General features: G+C 46.6%; 20 protein-coding genes and 3 tRNA genes. 9 read left to right on the forward strand and 14 right to left on the reverse strand.

The genetic code is table 11. The annotated features are described in order from the left end of the window. Positions 1 to 293: 293 nt before the first annotated feature. Both CLV60_RS13310 and CLV60_RS13315 read left to right on the forward strand, forming a co-directional pair. A complete protein-coding gene (locus tag CLV60_RS13310; RefSeq protein WP_106595876.1) occupies positions 294 to 830 on the forward strand; it encodes a hypothetical protein in 537 nt (178 codons plus the stop codon). A gap of 191 nt (positions 831 to 1021) precedes the next feature. Next, the gene (locus CLV60_RS13315) at positions 1022 to 1456 is read left to right on the forward strand and encodes a response regulator (RefSeq protein ID WP_106595877.1); all 435 of its coding nucleotides are present in this window, start codon (positions 1022 to 1024) and stop codon (positions 1454 to 1456) included. 756 nt (positions 1457 to 2212) lie between these two features. Here the strand turns inward: CLV60_RS13315 and CLV60_RS13325 are convergent. Further along, positions 2213 to 3052 carry a transglutaminase family protein gene (locus CLV60_RS13325; RefSeq protein WP_106595879.1) on the reverse strand — a complete coding sequence of 280 codons (840 nt, stop codon included), beginning with the start codon at positions 3050 to 3052 and terminating at the stop codon, positions 2213 to 2215. Between the two features lie 271 nt (positions 3053 to 3323). On the opposite strand from CLV60_RS13325, the gene CLV60_RS13330 reads away from it, so the two are divergent. Both CLV60_RS13330 and CLV60_RS13335 read left to right on the forward strand, forming a co-directional pair. Further along, a complete protein-coding gene (locus CLV60_RS13330; protein WP_106595880.1) occupies positions 3324 to 5567 on the forward strand; it encodes a glycosyltransferase family 4 protein in 2244 nt (747 codons plus the stop codon). Next, positions 5564 to 6574 (forward strand): glycosyltransferase family 4 protein, encoded by a 1011-nt coding sequence (locus CLV60_RS13335; protein WP_106595881.1) that lies wholly within the window; start codon positions 5564 to 5566, stop codon positions 6572 to 6574. The genes CLV60_RS13330 and CLV60_RS13335 overlap by 4 nt, the downstream gene beginning before the upstream one ends. Here CLV60_RS13335 and CLV60_RS13340 read toward each other — a convergent pair. From CLV60_RS13340 to CLV60_RS13350, 3 genes are all read right to left on the reverse strand, one after another. Beyond that, positions 6571 to 8043, reverse strand: a complete 1473-nt coding sequence (locus tag CLV60_RS13340; protein WP_106595882.1) for a glycoside hydrolase family 130 protein — start codon at positions 8041 to 8043, stop codon at positions 6571 to 6573. The two genes, CLV60_RS13335 and CLV60_RS13340, sit on opposite strands and share 4 nt — an antisense overlap. Positions 8044 to 8052: 9 nt before the next feature. Beyond that, positions 8053 to 8979, reverse strand: a complete 927-nt coding sequence (locus tag CLV60_RS13345; protein ID WP_106595883.1) for a lysophospholipid acyltransferase family protein — start codon at positions 8977 to 8979, stop codon at positions 8053 to 8055. Between the two features lie 66 nt (positions 8980 to 9045). Beyond that, positions 9046 to 9237 carry a cold-shock protein gene (locus CLV60_RS13350; protein WP_106595884.1) on the reverse strand — a complete coding sequence of 64 codons (192 nt, stop codon included), beginning with the start codon at positions 9235 to 9237 and terminating at the stop codon, positions 9046 to 9048. Between the two features lie 139 nt (positions 9238 to 9376). Here CLV60_RS13350 and CLV60_RS13355 point away from each other — a divergent pair, with 139 nt between their 5' ends. Then, complete coding sequence (locus CLV60_RS13355) at positions 9377 to 9823, forward strand: hypothetical protein (RefSeq protein WP_146151550.1); 447 nt, start codon at positions 9377 to 9379, stop codon at positions 9821 to 9823. Between the two features lie 45 nt (positions 9824 to 9868). On the opposite strand, the gene CLV60_RS13360 is transcribed toward CLV60_RS13355, so the two are convergent. Further along, positions 9869 to 10285, reverse strand: a complete 417-nt coding sequence (locus CLV60_RS13360; RefSeq protein WP_106595886.1) for a response regulator — start codon at positions 10283 to 10285, stop codon at positions 9869 to 9871. A 748-nt stretch (positions 10286 to 11033) separates the two neighbouring features. On the opposite strand from CLV60_RS13360, the gene CLV60_RS13365 reads away from it, so the two are divergent. Beyond that, positions 11034 to 12119, forward strand: a complete 1086-nt coding sequence (locus CLV60_RS13365; protein ID WP_106595887.1) for a fatty acid desaturase — start codon at positions 11034 to 11036, stop codon at positions 12117 to 12119. A 127-nt stretch (positions 12120 to 12246) separates the two neighbouring features. Here CLV60_RS13365 and CLV60_RS13370 read toward each other — a convergent pair. The 9 genes from CLV60_RS13370 to CLV60_RS13405 form a co-directional block, all read right to left on the reverse strand. Continuing rightward, positions 12247 to 12320: transfer RNA gene (locus CLV60_RS13370), tRNA-Ala, on the reverse strand. A 136-nt stretch (positions 12321 to 12456) separates the two neighbouring features. Further along, complete coding sequence (locus tag CLV60_RS34245) at positions 12457 to 12633, reverse strand: hypothetical protein (RefSeq protein ID WP_019942548.1); 177 nt, start codon at positions 12631 to 12633, stop codon at positions 12457 to 12459. A gap of 77 nt (positions 12634 to 12710) precedes the next feature. Next, on the reverse strand, positions 12711 to 13235 hold the full coding sequence (locus CLV60_RS13375) for a 3'-5' exonuclease (RefSeq protein WP_106595888.1): 525 nt from the start codon (positions 13233 to 13235) through the stop codon (positions 12711 to 12713). Between the two features lie 151 nt (positions 13236 to 13386). After that, positions 13387 to 14409 carry an energy transducer TonB gene (locus CLV60_RS13380; RefSeq protein WP_106595889.1) on the reverse strand — a complete coding sequence of 341 codons (1023 nt, stop codon included), beginning with the start codon at positions 14407 to 14409 and terminating at the stop codon, positions 13387 to 13389. A gap of 38 nt (positions 14410 to 14447) precedes the next feature. Beyond that, a complete protein-coding gene (locus CLV60_RS13385; protein WP_015814590.1) occupies positions 14448 to 14801 on the reverse strand; it encodes a PadR family transcriptional regulator in 354 nt (117 codons plus the stop codon). A gap of 95 nt (positions 14802 to 14896) precedes the next feature. Further along, complete coding sequence (locus tag CLV60_RS13390) at positions 14897 to 15367, reverse strand: Lrp/AsnC ligand binding domain-containing protein (RefSeq protein WP_015814589.1); 471 nt, start codon at positions 15365 to 15367, stop codon at positions 14897 to 14899. Between the two features lie 459 nt (positions 15368 to 15826). Next, positions 15827 to 16171 carry a four-helix bundle copper-binding protein gene (locus tag CLV60_RS35185; protein ID WP_106595890.1) on the reverse strand — a complete coding sequence of 115 codons (345 nt, stop codon included), beginning with the start codon at positions 16169 to 16171 and terminating at the stop codon, positions 15827 to 15829. Between the two features lie 111 nt (positions 16172 to 16282). After that, a tRNA-Asp gene (locus tag CLV60_RS13400) sits at positions 16283 to 16356 on the reverse strand. Between the two features lie 118 nt (positions 16357 to 16474). Continuing rightward, positions 16475 to 16548: transfer RNA gene (locus CLV60_RS13405), tRNA-Asp, on the reverse strand. A gap of 162 nt (positions 16549 to 16710) precedes the next feature. On the opposite strand from CLV60_RS13405, the gene CLV60_RS13410 reads away from it, so the two are divergent. From CLV60_RS13410 to CLV60_RS13420, 3 genes are all read left to right on the forward strand, one after another. After that, a complete protein-coding gene (locus tag CLV60_RS13410) occupies positions 16711 to 17811 on the forward strand; it encodes a Nif3-like dinuclear metal center hexameric protein (protein ID WP_106595891.1) in 1101 nt (366 codons plus the stop codon). Positions 17812 to 17908: 97 nt separating this feature from the next. Continuing rightward, positions 17909 to 18655, forward strand: a complete 747-nt coding sequence (locus tag CLV60_RS13415) for a zinc ribbon domain-containing protein (RefSeq protein ID WP_106595892.1) — start codon at positions 17909 to 17911, stop codon at positions 18653 to 18655. Positions 18656 to 18717: 62 nt separating this feature from the next. Then, positions 18718 to 20256: a tetratricopeptide repeat protein gene (locus CLV60_RS13420; protein WP_229210960.1), complete on the forward strand. Its 1539-nt coding sequence runs from the start codon at positions 18718 to 18720 to the stop codon at positions 20254 to 20256. The last annotated feature ends 42 nt before the right edge of the window (positions 20257 to 20298 follow it).

A 20298-nucleotide genomic window follows, 5' to 3' on the forward strand; every position in this document is an offset into this window, starting at 1 on the left:
TGGTCAATTTGCTCCGAAACAAGGCGGTCAATTTCAGCCGGAACAGGTGGTCAGTTTAAACCGTATTGAGGTGGTCAATTTCACCGAATTTTCCAGTCGGTGAGGCGTAAGATGTGGGATCGCGGCATACCACCACCGGCACAAGAAAAAATACTAACTCACAGATATGGTTTGCCGAACTATCCGGAGCAAAACCTGCTGAAAGACTTGATGGATCCCGTAACGCAACACGACACGACTAATCCAGAGCTTAAAAGAAAACACAAACGCAAAAAATCGAGAGGATTACATTTATGAAAGATATCGAAGATAAACTGGATGGCTTCGAGCAGGTATTGGCTATCCTGGTAAAAAAGATTTCAGTGCTGGAAAGCCTGTCGATTGATCCCAAAGTGCAGGTCGATGATTTAGCACGCCAAATGCTGGCTGATATTCAGGCCAGCCTGGCAAAAATGCCGTCAGGCAAAATGATGCTTTCCGAGCTAGTGGGTGTTAGAAAGCGCCTTGAAACATTATCATATGCTCTGGAAAATCCTAAGCCAGTCACGTTCGATTGGAAGGCTAAAAGTTACCTTGTCTCATTGGCAGTACTGCTTTGTGTTACCGCTGCTTCGCTTGCGACAGTTAGATGTTCGAATGAGGAAATTGAACAGGGGCGTCGCACAGCGGCAAGGTACGAAGTGGCTCAGCAATTATCTCCTCGTTTAACGGGCATGATTGATCAAGCTTTCGACCAAACAACGGAACCCTCAGTAGATTCGCTTCGGCATGTGTGGGCGTCTTTGGATTTAAATTCACGAAAGCTTGATAATAACCGCCGGAATAGATAATAAACTAAGTAGCGGTTGATGTCGATGCTAGCGCCATTTTTCGAGTCAAAACCAGGGCACTTTCTTGTTACGCTCTTACACCGGAGCCTGCCAAAAATCGGCTTGGTGACGTTGTATCCAGTTGTTAATGAAATCAACGATCTTGGACTGGACCGAGATTTGTAAACCATCCGTTTTAATCCTCATATCAAATGGACAAAAAAGGCATTATTATAGTGATTGAGGATGATTTAGACGATCAATTCGTGCTCGAAGAGGCTTTCGTAGAGCTTGATTTCCCCAACAAAAGGATTTATTTCCCCGACGGATTTGCAGCACTAGACTATTTGCATGCGCAACATGGCTCCATTTTCTTGATACTATCGGATGTAAATCTGCCAAAGCTCACAGGATTAGAGCTGAGAGTTGAATTAAAGAAGAATGCGGACATAGCACTTAAATGTGTGCCTTATCTGTATTTGACGACATCGCTTAACCATGCTCATGTGGTCGAAGCCTACTGCGATTCGGTGCAGGGTTTTTTCGTGAAACCGGCCGACTTTGAGGAGATAAAAGAGCTGTTGGAAACTATTGTTCGCTATTGGACTGCTTCTGCACCAAGCCGACTACATGAAGAATGTTTTTAGATTTTAAGCTATGTAAGCTCCCGAGCTAAAAACGATCTGGGACAAAGTAGACGGACATAAAATAAGGTGTCGGATTTGGACGCTATATTCCCTTCAAGGGTTGAGAGTAACTACATTCATCATCTGACAAGTTGTCAAAGTTTTGTTAATAGGTAGGTTTTAACTACATCTTCAAAAGCTTCTTTTGTTTTTAGCTTTGAAGGGTCTAATGCAGAAAATTGAAACAATCTGTCTTTCAGCTCGTCGTGTAGGTAAAAGAAAATAGAGCCTTCTTTTATGTAGATTCTTATATGTCGTCCCGCGGCAGAGGGCCAGTCCATCTATTCAATGTAGTCCTCGATGTCAAAATCTTCTACCTCCGCCAAAAAGGTGTATCCGTAAAGAGACATTGTTACTCCTGCTTATTTCTCCTTCTTTGCCAGTTCTGTTTTCCGATACTTCAAACTTTCATGAGGTCTGTATAGCCTAAACGTTTATTTTTCAGCACAGGCGCGGACACTTCGGACCCCATGGTATCCTTTATCTTCTGCAATTTTGAAAAAAATTGAATTTATTGCAACAACAATGCCGGCGTCTAGGTCTTGTTTCCCATAATACCTTGTGCGTATGCGGAAAGTTCAGGATTCTGATTAAGATCAAAAGTCTGTACTCGCTTGCGACAATTCATTGTTGTGTTACCTCAACGATAACCCAGGTACAATCGCGATAAGGGATTAGCGATAAGGTTCGGACAACTGGGATAAACGGCGTTGCTGTCTAGTGATTTGTTAGTTCAAATTGATAGGTCATTGTAGATGAGCAGGGCTCGGTTAGTCCTTCCACAAGTGCGACTTGCTCGGGACCGGGTCCGATCGCAAGTGGGATATGGCCTTCACTGGTGAACAGGCCTGAGGTCGTGTCCAAACCAATCCAGCTTGCCCCTGGTATGAACACTTCTGCCCAGGCATGCAATTCAATAGAGTCGCCCGATGTGGTACCTAATTGTATCAGATAACCTGATACAAACCTGCTTGCCAGTCCTAATCGTCGCAGCACCTGAACCATGAGCCATGCCGAATCGCGGCAAGAACCAGTCCGGGTTCTCAGGGTCATCTCGCATGACTGCACGCCTGGCTCTAATCTCTGCACGTAAAGGAGATAATTACAAACGTGCTGATTGAGCTGTACCAAGAAAGAGAGAGTTTCACCATGAAACTTTTCAGCGCAGCCAACGAATGCGGTGAGGGCAGAGCTCCTGTCTAAGATCTGCAAATATGGCAGCAAAGCATTTTTAACGATCGAAGGATACAAAAATGGGAAGTACTGCGATTCATCGTCGACTAGCACATCGAAAGGGTTGAAACTGGTCAGCTCGATTTCCAGAGTAACCTCCACCGACATAAAATCTGTTTTCTCATCGAAATCGGCCCGTGCCATTTTATTGCCGTAAACATCGTGTTGCCAGTATAGGCGATTAGCGGGCCGCAGAACAAACCTGTATCCTTCGATGATCGCCTGGGTATCGCGCTGTGGAGCAAGGCGGAATCTGTGTGGGGACAGAAGTACTTTGTGATCGTATCTGTAGTCTATTCTGTGCTTGACTGAAACGCGCGTCATCTAGTCGATCTTCGATTTATTATCCCGCTTCTCCTTCTTGTCCGCGCGCTTTTCTTTCAGATTTTTAGCGGGCTTTTTCTTGTCGCTTTTCTGCTGGGTATTTTCTTTTGACATGGTTTTTAGTTTTGTTGTAAGGTAGGTCCTTTTGATTGATATTCAACATGTTTTATGGATTCCTGGGGATTCTGTAAAGTATTTGGTGGCAGCTGAAATATTCCTGGGTAATGCAGTTTAATTAGGTTATCTTACAACAAATCAACAAACGGCCGAAATGAAAATTGCTTTTATAGGAACCTATCCTCCGAGGGAGTGCGGAATTGGCACTTTCACTCAAAATTTATTTCATTCAACCGTCGGAGAGGAAGCCCTGGTCAGTGGCTTGCAAGGTTTTGTGATCGCGATAGACGACAATGGCCTGCATTACGATTATCCCAAAGAGGTGAAGCTTAGTATCCGGCAGGAAGAGCAGACGGATTACCTGGAAGCAGCCAATGTCATTAACCTGAGCGGGGCCGATGTATGCATCCTCGAACACGAATTCGGGATATTTGGCGGGCAGAACGGCATCTACATCCTGCCGTTATTATACCGGCTCAAAATTCCGCTGATCGTGACGCTGCATACCGTCCTGAAAACACCTTCCTACAATCAGAAGGCTGTGATGACCGAGATATGTAAAATTGCGCAGTCGGTAGTGGTCATGAGCCAGACCGCGGTCGATATGCTGTCGGATGTCTACAAAGTACCCATCGACAAAATCGCCCTTATTGCACATGGTGTGCCGGACATACACTTTGGCCAGCTTCTGGCTAAGAAAGAATTCAGACTTTCCTCCAAGCAGGTGCTGTTGACATTCGGATTTATCGGGCGTAATAAAGGAATTGAGACAGTCCTGAGGGCCTTGCCCGAGGTAGTGAAGAAGTATCCGCAACTTGTCTACATTGTGCTGGGAAAAACACATCCCAACGTAGTCAGGCACGCCGGGGAAGAATACCGTGTATTCCTTGCAGGCCTGGTCAAACAGCTGGGTATTGAAAAGCATGTCGTATTCCTGAACGAGTTCATAAGTCAGTCCGAGCTTTTCAAATACCTCTCCGCCTCCGATATCTATATCACCCCTTATACCAGCGAGGCTCAGATCACCAGCGGGACGCTTTCCTATGCGATCGGCGCCGGCAATGCAGTGATCTCTACGCCGTATTGGCATGCGGCAGAACTGCTCGCCGATGGCAGGGGCCGCCTTTTCAACTTCCACGACTCACCGGCACTCACCGAGATATTGCTTGAACTACTGGATCATCCCGACCAGATGCGGCAGCTCCGCAAAAATGCATTCGATTATGGTCGCGAAATAACCTGGCCGAAAATCGGGGAAAAATACCTGGAATTGGCGGAATCAATAGCGAAAATCGGACTGGATCTTGAATCGGGCAGTCCGATGATTTTGGACCCGCTTGCGCTCCCGCCGTTCCTGCTCGATCATGTTCAGCGCCTCACCGACGACACCGGCATTATCCAGCACGCCAAATACGGGATCCCGAACCTGAAAGAAGGCTATTGCCTGGATGATAATGCAAGGGCCTTGCTGATGGTGTTGATGACCTACAAAAGAAACAAGCATCCACTTGCCTTGAAACTGTCGCCCACCTATTTAAGCTACATCAATTACATGCAGACCCAGGACGGCATGTTCAGAAACTTCCTGAGCTTCAATCGTAACTTCCTGGATGAAGTGGGGTCGGAGGACTCTTTTGGTCGCACGATTTGGTCGTTGGGCTATCTGCTCGGGAATGCGCCTAATGACGCCTATTACCAGACCGGTCGCGAGATTTTCTTTGACGCTGTGCCGAATTTTACCAAACTCAAATCTATCCGAAGTATTGCCAACACCGTCGTCGGGATATGCCACTATTTGAAAAGCAATCCGACCGACGAGGGGATGATCAGAATACTGGGAGCCCTGACCGGCAGGCTTCTCGCCGAATATGATATCCACCACAGCAGTGATTGGCAATGGTTTGAATCGCTGCTGGCGTATGACAATGCATTTTTACCCTTGGCGCTCCTGCATGCTGCGGAGTTTTTGCATGATCCCCGCGTCTTCGAAGTAGCAATAGAAAGCATGGACTTCCTTTCGGATGTAACGCTCCGTAACGGCTATTTGTCGGTCGTTGGCAACGAGAACTGGTACGGCAGAGACCGAGAGCAATCGATGTTTGCTCAGCAACCACTGGATGCCCTTGCCATGGTATTGATGTTCCATCAGGCATTCCGGCTTACCAAAGATCAATCCTATATCCAGAAATTATCCACCTGTTTCATGTGGTTTTTAGGAGAAAACGACCTCCGGGTAAGCCTTTACGATTTTGAAACAAAAGGCTGCTGCGACGGTTTGGAAAGCACAGGCGTCAACCGAAACCAGGGAGCCGAGAGCACATTGGCCTACCTGATCTCCCATTTAAGCGTGCTCGAAGCATTTGAGGAAGTCACCAAAATGGAAGCCGAACTGGTATGAGAGTGGCTATACTATCATCGATCGCATGGCGTACGCCGCCCCGCCAATATGGGCCATGGGAGCAGGTGGCCTCGTATCTGACGGAGGGGCTCGTCGAGAAGGGGGTAGATGTAACGCTTTTTGCCACAACCGATTCGATGACTACGGCAAAACTGGAAGGAACCTCGCACGCTCCCTATGCGGAAGACAGGGAGGTAGACCCGAAGGTAGCTGAATGTTTGCATATCAGCCATCTAATGGAAAACGCCTCGCGGTTTGACCTGATCCACAATCATTTCGATTTTCTGCCACTAACCTACTCAAAGCTTATCCCCACCCCAATGCTGACGACGATCCATGGGTTTTCATCCCCGAAAATCCTGGATGTCTACCGGAAGTATAACGGATCATGTTTTTACGCATCCATTAGCAATGCCGATCGTAGCGACGAACTGGACTACATTGCAACAGTTTATAACGGTGTCGACGGCAAGGATTTTCCTTTCGAGAGAAACCCGCAAGACTATCTCCTGTTTTTCGGACGTATCCATCCAGAGAAGGGAACGCTGGAAGCGATTCAGATAGCCCGAGAGTCAGGGAAAGTCCTGCTAATAGCGGGGCTGATTCAGGACGATGCCTATTTCGAGCAAAAGATCGAGCCCTGCGTCGATGAAAGATCAGTCTTTTATATTGGGAACGTCGGGCCATCCGAGCGGAAAACGTTACTCGGAAAGGCGCTCGCTCTGCTTCACCCGATTCAGTTCGACGAACCTTTCGGTTTAAGCGTCGCTGAATCGATGTTTTGCGGTACACCGGTGATCGCCTTTAACCGTGGCTCGATGTGCGAGCTGATTGTCGACGGGAAAACCGGGTTCCTGGTCCATACAATCGGTGAGGCCGTTCAGGCTGTAAAAAGGGTTGCACAGCTTGACAGGCAGGAATGCCGCCAATGGGCGAAGGCGATGTTTTCGAAAGAAAAGATGGTGGACAATTACATGAGCGTCTACGAAGAAATTCTCCGGCGTTAGTTCTTGTCGACGATAAGGTCTTCTAATAATTCTTCTAAATTGACCACTGCATAAGTAGAGGCATAGTCGGAAGTCGCATAGGGGATAATCAGACTCTGATTGTGCACGAATGCGCCGCAGGAATACACGACATTCGGCACATAACCGTCGCGCTCGCTTGCGTTGGGGATTAGTAGGGGGTTAATCAGACGCCCAATCTCATTTTCAGGACTTTCCAATTCAAACAGCGATGCACCTAGCACGTACTCCCGCATCGGGCCTACTCCGTGCGTTAGTACCAGCCATCCCGCCCGGGTTTCAATGGGTGAGCCACAATTTCCCATTTGAACGAATTCCCAGGGAAATTTGGGTGTCTGGATCAACGTGGCCTTGCGCCAAACGCTGATATTATCCGAATAGGCAATGTAATTATTAACGCCGTCGATACGGCAAAGCATGGCGTATTTACCCTTGATCTTGCGAGGAAAAAGTGCCATTCCCTTGTTTTGCGCAATCTCTCCGTGCAGCGGCAGTACTTTGAAATGATAGAAGTCGCGGGTAGTCAAGAGCTTGGGTAGGATATTGACGCCATCGTACGCCGTGTAGGTAGCAAAGTAGGTCCGCTCTTGCTTGTCATCGGTGAAACAGACAAACCTCGCGTCTTCGATACCTCTTTTTTCCGTATCCGCAATGGGAAAGATCACACGTTCTGAGATGTCGGTATCAAGGGAAAAATCCATTTCATAGTGCGAAGAGGCCAGCCACATTACCTCGCGGAGAAACACCGCGCCCGCGATGTCCATCTCCGACAACCCGCTGGTTTCTTCCACGTACCGTTTGAGTTCTTCGTACGTAAAAGTCTCGGTCAACTTTCTTTCCAAAGCCGGATACGCAAGATTATCCAAATCCTGCATTTCGCCCAATTTTGATAGAAACGACTTTTTCTTATAGATGTGGTTGCGCACATGCTCGGGAGAATCGAGTAACCGGCCAGGCGTATCGATGACAATATCATCGTTTTGGTCAATGAGCGCAGAACGGAATACAATAGACGATATATGTCCTTCCCCTGTAGCCCGAAAGCTGAGGATCACCCGCGTTTCACCTAGTTCGACGCCGGATTGATCGGGATCGGCCACAATGGACGGGTTGAAAAAGGCCGCAGCTTCGATGGAGTATTCCATCGTGAAATAGGCACCGATCAGCAGACGTTGGTTCGTTTCCAGATCCTGCGGGTCTATTTGCATTGCTTTGAGCAGAACTTCCAGCTTTCGAAAATGTCGTTCGAATACCTTGAGGATATTCCGATGCCGTTTCGCGTATTTTCTCAGAACGCTGTTCAGTTGCCGTACCTGGGTGCCTGCATCAAGAGCCAGGATAGTCGAAATCAGTTCTTTACTCCTATCCTCGCCATTGTATAGAAATCGCGCAATGACCCGGCTTGAATCAGGTTGAAAAACGGTGTTTTTTCGAATGAGATGTACGGCCATGATCAATATTTAAGATGAATGGATAGCACCCGCCGCCGGAATTTTCCACCGGTTGTGTGACCATAACCAGTAAGATGGGGCACGGCTGATGCTATTCTCCAGAAAATGATAGTAAGACTTTGTAATGCTCAGGGGCGTTGACCGATCAGGGTGCTCCATCAGCCGAAATGTGAACTCGTAGCTGAAACGAGACCTTTTTTGCGATTCAACGTACACGACTGCCGCCTGCGATGAAGCCGCCATCCGTTCTCCTCCCGTTTGAACGGCAGTCTCCTGGTCCAGGAATGAAATATGAAATTTGTCGCTGCCAGGCGCAGGCCGCTGATCTGCAATGACCACCAGTAAGTTAGGGATAGCAGTTTGGCGCAATAGCGACAACGCTTGCCGGTAAAATCCCTTCTTGGGAATAAGTTTGACCCCCAGGAAAGAACGCAACCTGATCATCATCCTGTCGAGCAGACCATTTTTGATTGGCGAGTAAGCTGTGTAGACCGGATAGTCCGTTACTTGCGGAAGATTAATCAGATATTCCCAGTTCCCGTAGTGCGAAGCGAAGACTATTACTGGCCGCTGGTCTGCGTGGAGTAATTCCAAAACTTCCGGATTATTATACTTAGCCAGGCGCTTTCTCAGTCTTTCAGGAGCCAGGTAAAACAAAAAAGGTTCGAGCAATAGGTCGCTCATATGGCGGTAATATGCGCTTGTCAGCCCACGGATCTCCTCTGCGGACTTGGTGGGGAAAGAACTTATCAGATTTTTCCGGATCACTATTTTCCGGTATTGCAGTACAAACCGAAGCAATAAGGATAGTAAAATTGACAGGAGTGACGTCAGGCAAAGCAGCGCATTACTCAAAAGCGTTGCTGGCAGATCTGTCAATCGGACCGCGATAATCCGCCATAACGATCTCGGGTATTGCTGGGAATTGGATTTCATTTGTTGGTCTAAAACAAAAAATCCTCCACACCGGGAGGATTCTGTTTCTTTGTATGGTTTGGCAGGCTAGATAATGGTTACATTAACTGCGTTCAGGCCTTTTCTACCTTCTTCAACTTCGTAAGACACACTGTCATTCTCACGGATATCATCATTAAGACCTGTGGTGTGTACAAAAATGTCATCTCCGCCATTTTCCGGAGCAATAAAACCAAACCCTTTGGTTTCATTAAAAAACTTAACCGTTCCTCTATTCATAACTTTATTTTAAAATATTTACCAAATGTAAAATAAAATTTTGACAATAAAAATATTTCTAGAAGTATTTAGAATAATATTTTATTTCGTTGAAAAATGGCTACCTTCATGGAACACTAGGCTAAACCTGACTTCTGTAATGCAAAACCTGCTCGACGTCCACCTAAATCCTGACTTTTGGGGTGTCCGTGAGCACTGTCAGGAAAAGTTACGGCCTTCTCAAATGGAGCGTCTTGAAAGCTTGATTCGAAAATATCCTACTTTGCTGTCCGGAGCCTTTTTTCTCCGGTCAACCTCACGGAATGGAACTATTTTTAGCTACCCGGATGACGAAACCGGCGATAAGGAGGTAATCGCGTGGTCGCGCATCTCGGACGACCATGAAATACTATGCGCTATGAATTTAGACCAGGAAAATTACGCTATTGTATACGTCACAGTCGATGATGTGATGCACCCTCTTGACGGCTCGATGAAGTGCTTGTTTGCCTCCGATCTGAGCCCGGCAGAATTAAATATTGAAGTTAGGAACGGGAAGGCGATCCGCTTAACAATACCTCCACACGCGTTGGTTATCTACTGTTGAGATAGCCATAGATTACTAAGAGCCACCACCGCGCCCCCCCGACGTTCAAGAGGAAATAGCACAAGCCAGCCAATAATCTATGATGGCTTTCAGCGTCGAAACAAGTTCCTTTGGTGAATTGGGTTTAATAAAGAAGCCCTGTGCCATTTTACCATATGCATCAATTATCAGCTCGTGATTTGCCCTGTTCGTCAGATAAAGATAAGGGATGCCTGTTCGCCTGATTTCAATGTCGGTAATAAGCTGAGTGTTAAGGTCGGCACCATCCATATAAGGGTGATCAATGTCAGACAGTATCAGGAAGGGTTCTGCATAGGGTGCATTCATATAGGCTAACGCTGACTCTCCATCCTTGAAATATGCCCTCCTGTTGGGATAGTTCAGCTTTTCAAATACGTATTCGAGCACATTTCTATCCTCTTCGTTATCCTCAATAATGATGATTTCTCCGTCTCTGTTCATTTGTAGGCGATGATTGGTGGGTGGCCAATTGAAGCAAAAATCTAGCCACAGTTAAGATGCCCTAAGGCTGGGTCATAAGCAGGTGAAGGGCAGTAAACAAAAAGCGAGCCCTAGCAAATTGCATTGGGGCTCGCCGCACACCGTCTTATTAAATCGATCAGTTCAATGGAATTGGAATCAATTCCCTTTCAAAAAAAGCCAACACCTTTTTGTCACCGTCGCCGATTTCCTCACAATAGTAAATACGCTTCAAATACTTTTTGACCGTCAACCGCTTCCTGGGGTCCGTTAACAACGAGACCACCGACCCTACTAGATGTATGTTTTCCATTCAGGAAGATAGGGAACTTAAATGGTTATAGCTAGGAGTACATCAATTAAATAACTGCTTTTCAATGGCCTCTTATCACAAATACGCTACCTTTACAGCATTGCCTCTCTAAGATTTTACCGCTCGGTCGCCTCATTGGGAAAAAACCTCCGGCAAACCGCTCCTGCCGGATGTAGGCATTCATTATCACTGATCAATTATTCCCAAGACACCCGCAGTGCCGCCGGTAAATTGCATAGACTTCTTTGCTTCAGAATTATAATGCGTTAGCATTCTCCACTTGTGCGCACCTGACTTAACGGTCAGGTTCAGACTTCGAGATTTGAAAAGGCCTGAGCATTATGCCGCCTATTTAGCGAAACGGCCTAATGCCGCAAACAACCGCATCAAATATTTCCACTATTTCAACCCATTATTATGAGTTTTATCGATGTCGTATTACGCGTACCATCTTATGGCTGGCAAGACCACGAGGGAAACCTTGTCAAACCCAGTGTTAAGCAATTATTTTCAGAGTTTTTCCAGAGATTGAATGTTTTTCGAGACAGAAGAAATTGGTTAACGGTTTTGAGTTGGGGAAAGGTGGTCTGCATGGTACCATTTCTACTACTTTTTATCTTAAAATTTTTTACCGTTCCATTGCTGATCGCCGCGTTCATATACAGCATGTTCGTTATGGGAACACACGGTACCATCTGGCACCACCGATATTGCACGCATGGCGCTTACAAATTTCGCAATCATTTCTGGCGGTTTTTCACACAGAATTTGACGATTAGTATGATCCCTGAGGAAATATATGTAGTGTCTCACCACGTACATCACGCCAAATCTGATCGCCCGGGAGATCCTTATAATGCGGAAGGCGGTTTTTTGTACTGCTTTTTGGCGGATGTTAATCACCAGCCCATTTCACTGAGTCTGGATGAAGTCCAATATAGTCGCGTAAAATCTTTAATGAAGCATACCGGTCTCGTCCCGAATACATTCCAACAGTACAAGAGCTGGGGATCCTACCAACATCCTGGGAGAGCCTTAGTCAGTTGGATCCTTAACTGGTCGTTTTGGTATTTAATCTTTTTCTTGCTTGGAGGGCATGCATTATCATGTACACTCTTCGGCGCGGCAGGCTTTTGGGCCGTAGGTGTCAGAACTTTCAATTACGAAGGTCACGGCAAGGGGGAGGATAAGCAGCGCCCGGGAATCGATTTCTACCATGCAGATCGATCTATTAACCAACTGTGGCCAGGAATTGTTGCCGGTGAATGGCACAATAACCATCACTTGTTTCCTAAAAGTGCAAGAAGTGGTTTCAAACCATACCAGATCGATTTTGCATGGTATTATATCAAATTTCTGCATATCCTCGGTGCAGTGACTAGCTATAATGATGCAAAAAAAATGTTTGACACTCGATACTCAAACCCCAAAAATGAGGTAGATGAAAACACAACGACAGTAGCGGCTGTTCGATTAAACGCTAAACCAGCAAAAAACCGCTAAAAAGTAATGTGGCTGAATCACCAGATACCTAAGAAAGCCAAATAAAAACAAAGAAAAATGTTCGACCTATGTTCGACCTAAATAAAAAAGCCACTTACATTTTATCTGTAAGTGGCTGATTATCAAGTGGAGAATATCGGATTCGAACCGACGACCTCTTGCATGCCATGCAAGCGCTCTAGCCAACTGAGCTAATCCCCCATTTCAAGCATTGCCGGCATCGCTTTTTGATGCCCGACCCTCATTTGAGGAGTGCAAAGATGAAACGGAGAATTTTCAGATGCAAGCGCCTGCGTGCGTTTTTTTAAGTATTTCTAACATATATTTTGTCTGCACGTCACCGCGAGCCTCCGCCGAATGCCTTTGCCAGTAGCCAGATCACGATGGCGATAACACCTACAACGAGAATTACGCCTGTCCAGACGCCCGTTTTGAAAATGTCGCCGATCAGCTCGCAGCTCGTCAGTGTGAAGGACAAGAGAAGAATTATCAGGAGATTGATGTAAGCTTTCATGAGAAGGAATTATTTAGGTTAGTGATGCTTATCTAACCTTCAAAAACCATTCCATGCACGATTGGGATGATATTTGGCTACTGATACAAATCCATTGGGATAAGATTCTGCCTGTCATTCAGCAGCAATTTTTCGAAAAGGCGCACGGTCGCTTCGGCATCGCCATGAGCCCGGTGACGGTTTTCGATCATGATTTCCAGACTTTCGCACAGATTGCCCAGACTATACGATTTCAGACCGGGGAAAATTTTCCGGCTCAGCTGGACGGTACAAAGCAAGTCGCGCTGAAAGTATTCATCCAATGCCCCAAACTCGCGCTTGATGAATCCATAATCAAATTTCGCATTGTGAGCTACGAACCACGCGTCGCGGGTCATGGCCCTTACAGCATCCTGAACGTCGTAAAACGTAGGCGCATCTTTTACCATCTCATTATCGATGCCCGTAAGGCGGGTGATGAATGGCGGAATATACATCTCCGGATTGATCAGGGAGTGAAAAAAATCGACGATCCGGGTACCATCGTGTCTGAAAACGGCAATTTCTGTAATGCGTGAAGTCCCTCCCCCGCCCGTGGTCTCAATATCAACTATCGCATACATTAATTACTCACACTGAAATGGTTACTCACTAATATTATCATCATCCGGCCCGCGGAGGGAAAATTTGAATAGTACAAAAAAACGAAAAAATCCCCGCCGAAGCGAGGATTTTCTTCAATAACAGGGAGGCATCTACGCAAGTGGGCGATGATCAGTCCAGTTGAAATGCGATCGGCAGTGTGAATCTAACCCTCACCGGAACGCCTGCCTGTTTGCCGGGCATCCAGTCTTTCATCATTTTCACCACTCTCACCGCTTCTTCATCGCAACCAAAACCGATTCCCTTCACTGCGGCCGCATTCTCTATTTTTCCATCAGAACCTACTGTAAATTGTACGAATACCTTTCCTTGAATGCCCGCTCGCGACGCTTGCGAAGGGTATTTCAGGTTTTTGCGTAAAAACGCCGCCATCGCCTCATTTCCGCCTGCATATTGTGGCGACTGTTCTACAAATGTAAAAGTCTCTTCTTTTCTTTTCTCCACACCGGCAGCCTCAGCTTTGGGGGCCACAGCATTCTCCACCGGCGGCGCAATCACCTCCAGATTATCCACTCCGTCTACCGTCTCAGTCGAAGGCTGTGCATTTTGAAGATCATCCACAACGGGAGGCAGTTCTTCGATGGGCACCTCGTTATCAGGAAGCACTTCGGGCGTCACCGATTTCACCGTTTTCTGTACTGGATCGGGCTCTTCTCTGGCCGGAGGCACAGGCTGCTCTTCCATAATGATATCGACGGGCGTTGCCTCCACGATATACGCGATGTCATCCGGCTTCGGATCAGGAATGAGCTTGGCATAAAGCTGCGGAAACATCACCAGCAGCAGAAAGAACGCTACACCCATCACAACCGCCCGCTGGACTGTTTGCCCGTAACCTTTTCTCAGATCATACGCACCGTAAGACTTGTTACGGTTCTCGAAGACGATGTCATTGAGGGATTTTTCCATGGCTAATAGATTTTGATGATCAACACTCAGATTCAGGAGGGTTTGTGCATCAGCCGTATTTACCATATTCTGGTAAATCTGCTCGAATGACTTGCCATCCCAAAGACTTTCCTCCGCTTCACAAGCCAGGTGGTCGAGAATTTCCGGAAGCAATTCCGGATCCAGCTTGCTTGCCTGCAAATATTGGGTTATTTGGTCAATGCGATTTTCCTGAAGGCGTTTCATAGATCGATCTGTTTAGAGATTAGCCATGTACCTATTCGTTATTCTGTTGCCAGGTTTTTAGGGGCCAGCAGTAATCTTACTGCCTCTATAAAACGTTCTAAGTCATTGGTTTTAGTGCGGGCGGTTTCATTTCCGCGGTGCGTCAGGGAATAATATTTCCGAAGACGCCCGTCCACCTCCACCGACTCGGTCAGCAGCAACCCTTCCTGTTCCAGTTTATGGAGTACGGGATAGAGCGCACCGAACGTCAGGGCGATAGCTCCGCCTGTTCTGTCTTTTACTTCCTGGGTAATCTCATAACCATACATCCTGTCGTGCTCTGCCAGCAAATTCAACACGATGGTTTTCAATGTACCCCGTACATACTCGTTACTCGTTGTGTTATTCTCCATGAGTGAAATTTTTATATAGCAAATATATATAAGTTTTTTATATATACAATACAAATCTACAAATTTCTTTGATTGAGGTCAAGATAAATTTCCAACTAGCTCTCGGCCAATGGAATAGATCGATTAATGCGCTCTTCCAGCGAAATAAAGGTTTCTGTCCGCTGTATGCCGTTTACTTTCTGGATCTTATCGTGAAGGATTTCGCGGAGGTGTCCGGTATCTCTGCACACGATCTTTAGAAAGATACTATAAATTCCCGTGGTATAATGGATATTCACAACTTCGGGGATTCCTTCCAGTTCGGTCGCTACCTGCTCGTACAACGAGCTTTTATCGAGGTAGATTCCCAGAAAAGCGCTGATATCCCAGCCCAGCTTCGTAGGATCGATCACGAGTTGAGAGCCCTTCACGATTCCCATTTGTTCCAGCTTTTTCATCCGCACGTGGACGGTCCCACCCGACACAAACACGCGCTTCCCGATTTCCGTGTACGGTAACGCTGCATTCTCGATCAGCAGGGAAAGGATGCGCAGATCGGTATTATCAATATCTGAATATTTTTGCATTTCGTGTTAAAAGTTTGAATTCTTCGCAACAATCAAGGTCAAATTATGAAAGAATTGTAAATTTTAACAATTTTAAATGAAAATATTTTAGAATTCAGATCAGAAGTTTTAGTTTTGCAGAACCAAATTATAAAAAAGCCGGCAGCAACGCCGCTTTTGCTTAGTTTGAAATCACATTGTAGGGTGATGAAATTGGCAGCCATGCCCTCCTGTCTCGGGGGTGGTGAATAAGGGATAAACGCGGCATAATGCCGACGCAAGTCGACTGGGGTGGACCACCAACAGTATTTGTACCGTAGCTAACCGCACCGTGGGTGGTTCGAATCCCCCTCCTACAGCAAAAAAAACTTGACAAGCGATTTTTTTCGTATTAGTTTTATTTGGTTTTTAGTTTGTTGATGAAGTGTAATTTGACACGCGGGTTCATTTTGAAACCTGCGTGTTTTTTTTGCACCTATCTCAAACGGGTGTAGCCATACTTTCGCAGGTGGCCGCGCATAGCCTACACGACTCCGCACAAACGCGGCAATGATCCATCCCCATTACCGCATGTTGCTCACACTCAGCAGCACATGCATTACAAACATCCGCACATACCCTGCAAAGATGGGCACTAAAATCACTTTCGAGCACCATTAACTCCACAGCAGCGCGGCATACTGCCGCACATTCCATATCGAGTTGTATGCATTTTCGAAGATGTGCAACATTTTGCTCGCGCAGGCACGCGGTCGCACAATAGGTACACGCCTGCGCACATGATACGCAAGCGTCGATACATTCCTGAAATTGATGGCTGGCCATAATTTTTTGTCGTTTGGTGAAAAGATTTTAAAAACCTTTGCCCGACATGAAAATCATACCAATAGAGAAGCCCTAAAATGCAAAAAGCCCAGATCTCTCTGAGCTTTTGTGCGGTCTGGACGGGACTCGAACCCGCGACCCCATGCGTGACAGGCATGTATTCTAACCAACTGAACTACCAAACCATTAAAAAAAGAACTTCAAACATTTGACGTCCGTCGGCGACCCCATGCGTGACACCCTACGCGGGCCGGGCATGTATTCTAACCAACTGAACTACCAAACAACATTTCAAACTATCGGCGGTCTGGACGGGACTCGAACCCGCGACCCCATGCGTGACAGGCATGTATTCTAACCAACTGAACTACCAAACCGATTCGTTTCACAATCGTTTTTGTAAAACGTGGTGCAAAACTACTACTAATATTTACGATTGCAACACCTTACACAGCAATTTAGTTATTTTATTTGTAAATCAATAACCCTTCAACTAAGAATATTCTGAAAATGAAATAGTTGAACCACGAGAAAAATTTATGACTTTCATCAAAGAAATTTTAACCGAGCTCGAAAAACTAGCTCCGCTGCCCTACCAGGAAGATTATGACAACGCCGGGCTGCTGGTTGGCGCGCCGGATACTGAAGTTACCGGCATCCTCTTCACACTCGATATTACCGAGGACGTCGTCGACGAAGCCGTCCGCAAACAATGCAACCTCATCGTCGCACACCACCCTATTATTTTTAAAGGCCTGAAAAAGCTCAATGGCAAGAATTACGTGGAACGGACGGTGATCAAGGCTATCAAAAATGACATTGCCTTGTATGCCACCCACACAAACCTGGACCATGTCGTAGGCGGCGTGAACTGGCAGATTGCGAAACGCCTGGGCCTTCAAAACATAAAAGTACTGGCCCCTAAAAAACAGCTCCTGAACAAACTGGCCTTCTTCTGCCCCGTGGAAAACACCCAAGAGGTACTAAAAGCATTGTTCGAAGCAGGTGCCGGAGAAATTGGAGAATACAGCAATTGCAGCTTTCGAAGTGAAGGATTAGGCACTTTTTTGCCCGGCGACAACGCAAACCCCGTCATAGGCGCACAGGGACAACTGGAAACGGTCAAGGAACATCGCGTGGAAATAATGCTGCCTTCCCATATGCAGGCGCAGGTATTGCGTGCGCTCCGCCGAGCGCACCCGTACGAGGAAGTAGCCTATTATATGTCGGCATTAGAAAACGAAAACCAGGAGGTGGGCGCCGGGGCGATCGGCGAGTTGCCGGAACCGATGGAAACCGCTGATTTCCTGGCGTGTTTAAAGAATAATATGGCAGCAGCCGTGATCAAACATACCGAGCCGACCAACGCCAGGATCAGCCGAGTGGCAGTATGTGGCGGTGCGGGCAGTTTTCTATTACGCAATGCCGTCTCTGCTGGCGCCGACGTGTACGTAACTGCGGATTACAAGTATCATGAATTTTTCGATGCCGAAGGACGCATTATGATCTGTGACATAGGCCATTACGAAAGCGAAGTATTTACGAAAAATTTATTGCATGACTATATATCAGGAAAATTTAGTAATTTCGCACTCTGTTTGTCAGAAATCAGTACCAATCCGGTGCGGTATTTTTCCTGAAAACCGGTTTTGACAACGAATTCTGCTGATAATCTGTTTAAATTAGGGCTGACTACCTCACATTTCAAGCATTGAAACAAGTCCATAAAAGACATACATGGAAAACACAATCGCACAAAAACTAGATGCTCTCCTGAAACTTCAGGAAATCGATTCAAGCCTTGACGAAATACTAAAAACCCGCGGGGACCTGCCCGAAGAAGTAAGGGACCTCGAAGACGAGATTGCAGGATTCGAAACGCGTTTAGGAAAATTTAAATCTGAAATTGCCAATCTGAACACAGAAATCGACAATTTCAAAAATGCGCAGAAAGAAGGGGAAAAACTGATCAAGAAATACAAAGATCAGCAGATGAACGTCCGCAACAACCGCGAATACGACGCCATCACCAAAGAAATAGAATTGCAGGAGCTTGATATGCAACTGGCCGACAAGAAGATCAATGAAGCCAGAGCCCGTATCCGCCTCATCGAAGAAGACGCCAACCGTGCGGAATCTATCCTGAACGAAAGAAACGAAGACCTGAAAGTGAAGAAAAACGAACTTTCGGTCATTACCTCAGAAAGCCAGGCCGAAGAACAGGCGCTGATCGCTGAAAGAGAGAAACACATTAAGAAAATCGAAGAACGCTTACTGAAATCTTACCAAAAAATCCGCGACAACTCACTCAACGGTCTGGCCGTTGTGCATGTGCAGCGTGGAGCTTGCGGTGGCTGTTTCAGCATCGTTCCTCCTCAGCGCCAGGCTGATATCCGCGAACGTAAGAAACTGATCGTTTGCGAGCACTGCGGACGTATCCTTGCCGACGTAGAAAGCGTTCAACCGGTTCACCAGCGTCGCTAGGATTTTAAATACTAAATTGAAAGGTTGTCTTATCCGGGCAACCTTTTTTTATGTGCATTACCATGAGCAGGAGCTATTCGGAGGTCAAATATGCGGGATTAAGATTACTATTGTGCCTGCTGCTCATCTCATCTATCGACCGGCCTGCATTAGCTACCGACGAACAAGGTGACGTCGTTTTTTCGCCAAAGCTCCAAAAGGCCTATTTTGAAATACAAAAACTGAGATTACCAGCCGCTCGTGAGCTCATCGACGACGAACGGGCGATCAATGCTGACAATCCGTTTATCGCTTACCTTGATAGCTACGCCGACTTGCATTACCTGCTTATCGCCGAAGATCGCTCGCGCTACAAAATTTTTACCCAGCAGCAGGACAAAAGGCTCGACCAGGTGGGAAAACTGTCGGAGAAATCACCTTACAAGCGGCTTTTTCAGGCCGATATCCGCCTGCATTCCGCATTTGCCAAGCTGAAATTCGGCAACGAGGTGAGCGGCTCCTGGGAGATCATCAAGGCTTACCGGCTTCTGGAAGACAATCGCAAGAAATTCCCTCCATTCACTCCTACCCTCAAATCACTCGGCCTGCTGCACGTGCTGATTGGCTCGATTCCTGAAAACTATACGTGGATAGCCAAAATACTTGGACTTAAAGGCAATATCGCGCAGGGTATCCGCGAGCTCCGTGAAGTGGTAAAGGAAGAGCCGTTTTTCAGACAGGAGGCCGAACTCATCGACTTGTTATTACATGCCTATACACTCCAACTGAGCCCCGAGCAGCAGGTGCGGATCCGGCAATGGCCGAAAGAACAGCCCGACAACCTGCTGCTGCATTTCTTTGCTACGACCGTGCTGATGAAGGAAAACCGGAGTGAAGAAGCCTCTCATTTCCTGGCTGACGCGCCGGTAGGCAAAGAATATATGCCCTTCCCGTTCCTGCATTACCTGCGTGGGGAAATCGCATTGCAAAACGGCGATTATGATGAATCATTTGCTTCCTATGCGAGATTCCTGAAACAATATGCCGGCTTCAATTACATTAAGGACAGCTATTTCAAGATGTTTATGTGCCGTTGGCTTGCGGGACGCGATCAGGAGGCGACAGACTACATTCTGAAAGTAACGCAAAAAGGAAGTACGATCATCGAGGCCGATCAGTTTGCAGAAAGGGTTGCGAAAGAATTCAGCGAGGAGAAAATCAGTCCGAGGCAAAAAGTGCTGTACAAGGCAAGGTATGCAACCGACGGCGGCTATTTTCAGAAAGCTTGGGAACTGATGAAAACTGTTTCGGAAAAAACTTTCGCCACAACCTACGAAAAGGCCGAGTTCAATTATCGTATGGCACGAATTCTCCAAAAATCAGGCCGGATGAATGATTGTGTACCATTTTATGACCGCTCGATCGCGCTTGGGCAGACGGACGCGGGTGCAGGAGGTTTTGCAGCGTCCTCGGCTCTGCAAATGGGCTATATTTATCAAAAAAAGGCTGACAATCAGAAGGCTATAATGTATTTCAAAAAAGCGATGAGCTTTAAAAAACACGAATACAAGAACAGTATCGACAACAAAGCCCGTGCCGCACTCACGGAACTCGGGCAATAGGATTTGTTACCAAAACAGACTTCCGGCGTATCAAGGATGCAA

Origin of the sequence: Dyadobacter jiangsuensis (assembly GCF_003014695.1) — a bacterium.
GTDB lineage: Bacteria > Bacteroidota > Bacteroidia > Cytophagales > Spirosomataceae > Dyadobacter > Dyadobacter jiangsuensis.

Coding starts and splice junctions, on each gene's coding strand:
- CLV60_RS13310 (WP_106595876.1), top strand. CDS start 294: ATGAAAGATATCGAAGATAAACTGGATGGCTTCGAGCAGGTATTGGCT.
- CLV60_RS13315 (WP_106595877.1), top strand. CDS start 1,022: ATGGACAAAAAAGGCATTATTATAGTGATTGAGGATGATTTAGACGAT.
- CLV60_RS13325 (WP_106595879.1), bottom strand. CDS start 3,052: ATGACGCGCGTTTCAGTCAAGCACAGAATAGACTACAGATACGATCAC.
- CLV60_RS13330 (WP_106595880.1), top strand. CDS start 3,324: ATGAAAATTGCTTTTATAGGAACCTATCCTCCGAGGGAGTGCGGAATT.
- CLV60_RS13335 (WP_106595881.1), top strand. CDS start 5,564: ATGAGAGTGGCTATACTATCATCGATCGCATGGCGTACGCCGCCCCGC.
- CLV60_RS13340 (WP_106595882.1), bottom strand. CDS start 8,043: ATGGCCGTACATCTCATTCGAAAAAACACCGTTTTTCAACCTGATTCA.
- CLV60_RS13345 (WP_106595883.1), bottom strand. CDS start 8,979: ATGAAATCCAATTCCCAGCAATACCCGAGATCGTTATGGCGGATTATC.
- CLV60_RS13350 (WP_106595884.1), bottom strand. CDS start 9,237: ATGAATAGAGGAACGGTTAAGTTTTTTAATGAAACCAAAGGGTTTGGT.
- CLV60_RS13355 (WP_146151550.1), top strand. CDS start 9,377: ATGCAAAACCTGCTCGACGTCCACCTAAATCCTGACTTTTGGGGTGTC.
- CLV60_RS13360 (WP_106595886.1), bottom strand. CDS start 10,285: ATGAACAGAGACGGAGAAATCATCATTATTGAGGATAACGAAGAGGAT.
- CLV60_RS13365 (WP_106595887.1), top strand. CDS start 11,034: ATGAGTTTTATCGATGTCGTATTACGCGTACCATCTTATGGCTGGCAA.
- CLV60_RS34245 (WP_019942548.1), bottom strand. CDS start 12,633: ATGAAAGCTTACATCAATCTCCTGATAATTCTTCTCTTGTCCTTCACA.
- CLV60_RS13375 (WP_106595888.1), bottom strand. CDS start 13,235: ATGTATGCGATAGTTGATATTGAGACCACGGGCGGGGGAGGGACTTCA.
- CLV60_RS13380 (WP_106595889.1), bottom strand. CDS start 14,409: ATGAAACGCCTTCAGGAAAATCGCATTGACCAAATAACCCAATATTTG.
- CLV60_RS13385 (WP_015814590.1), bottom strand. CDS start 14,801: ATGGAGAATAACACAACGAGTAACGAGTATGTACGGGGTACATTGAAA.
- CLV60_RS13390 (WP_015814589.1), bottom strand. CDS start 15,367: ATGCAAAAATATTCAGATATTGATAATACCGATCTGCGCATCCTTTCC.
- CLV60_RS35185 (WP_106595890.1), bottom strand. CDS start 16,171: ATGGCCAGCCATCAATTTCAGGAATGTATCGACGCTTGCGTATCATGT.
- CLV60_RS13410 (WP_106595891.1), top strand. CDS start 16,711: ATGACTTTCATCAAAGAAATTTTAACCGAGCTCGAAAAACTAGCTCCG.
- CLV60_RS13415 (WP_106595892.1), top strand. CDS start 17,909: ATGGAAAACACAATCGCACAAAAACTAGATGCTCTCCTGAAACTTCAG.
- CLV60_RS13420 (WP_229210960.1), top strand. CDS start 18,718: ATGAGCAGGAGCTATTCGGAGGTCAAATATGCGGGATTAAGATTACTA.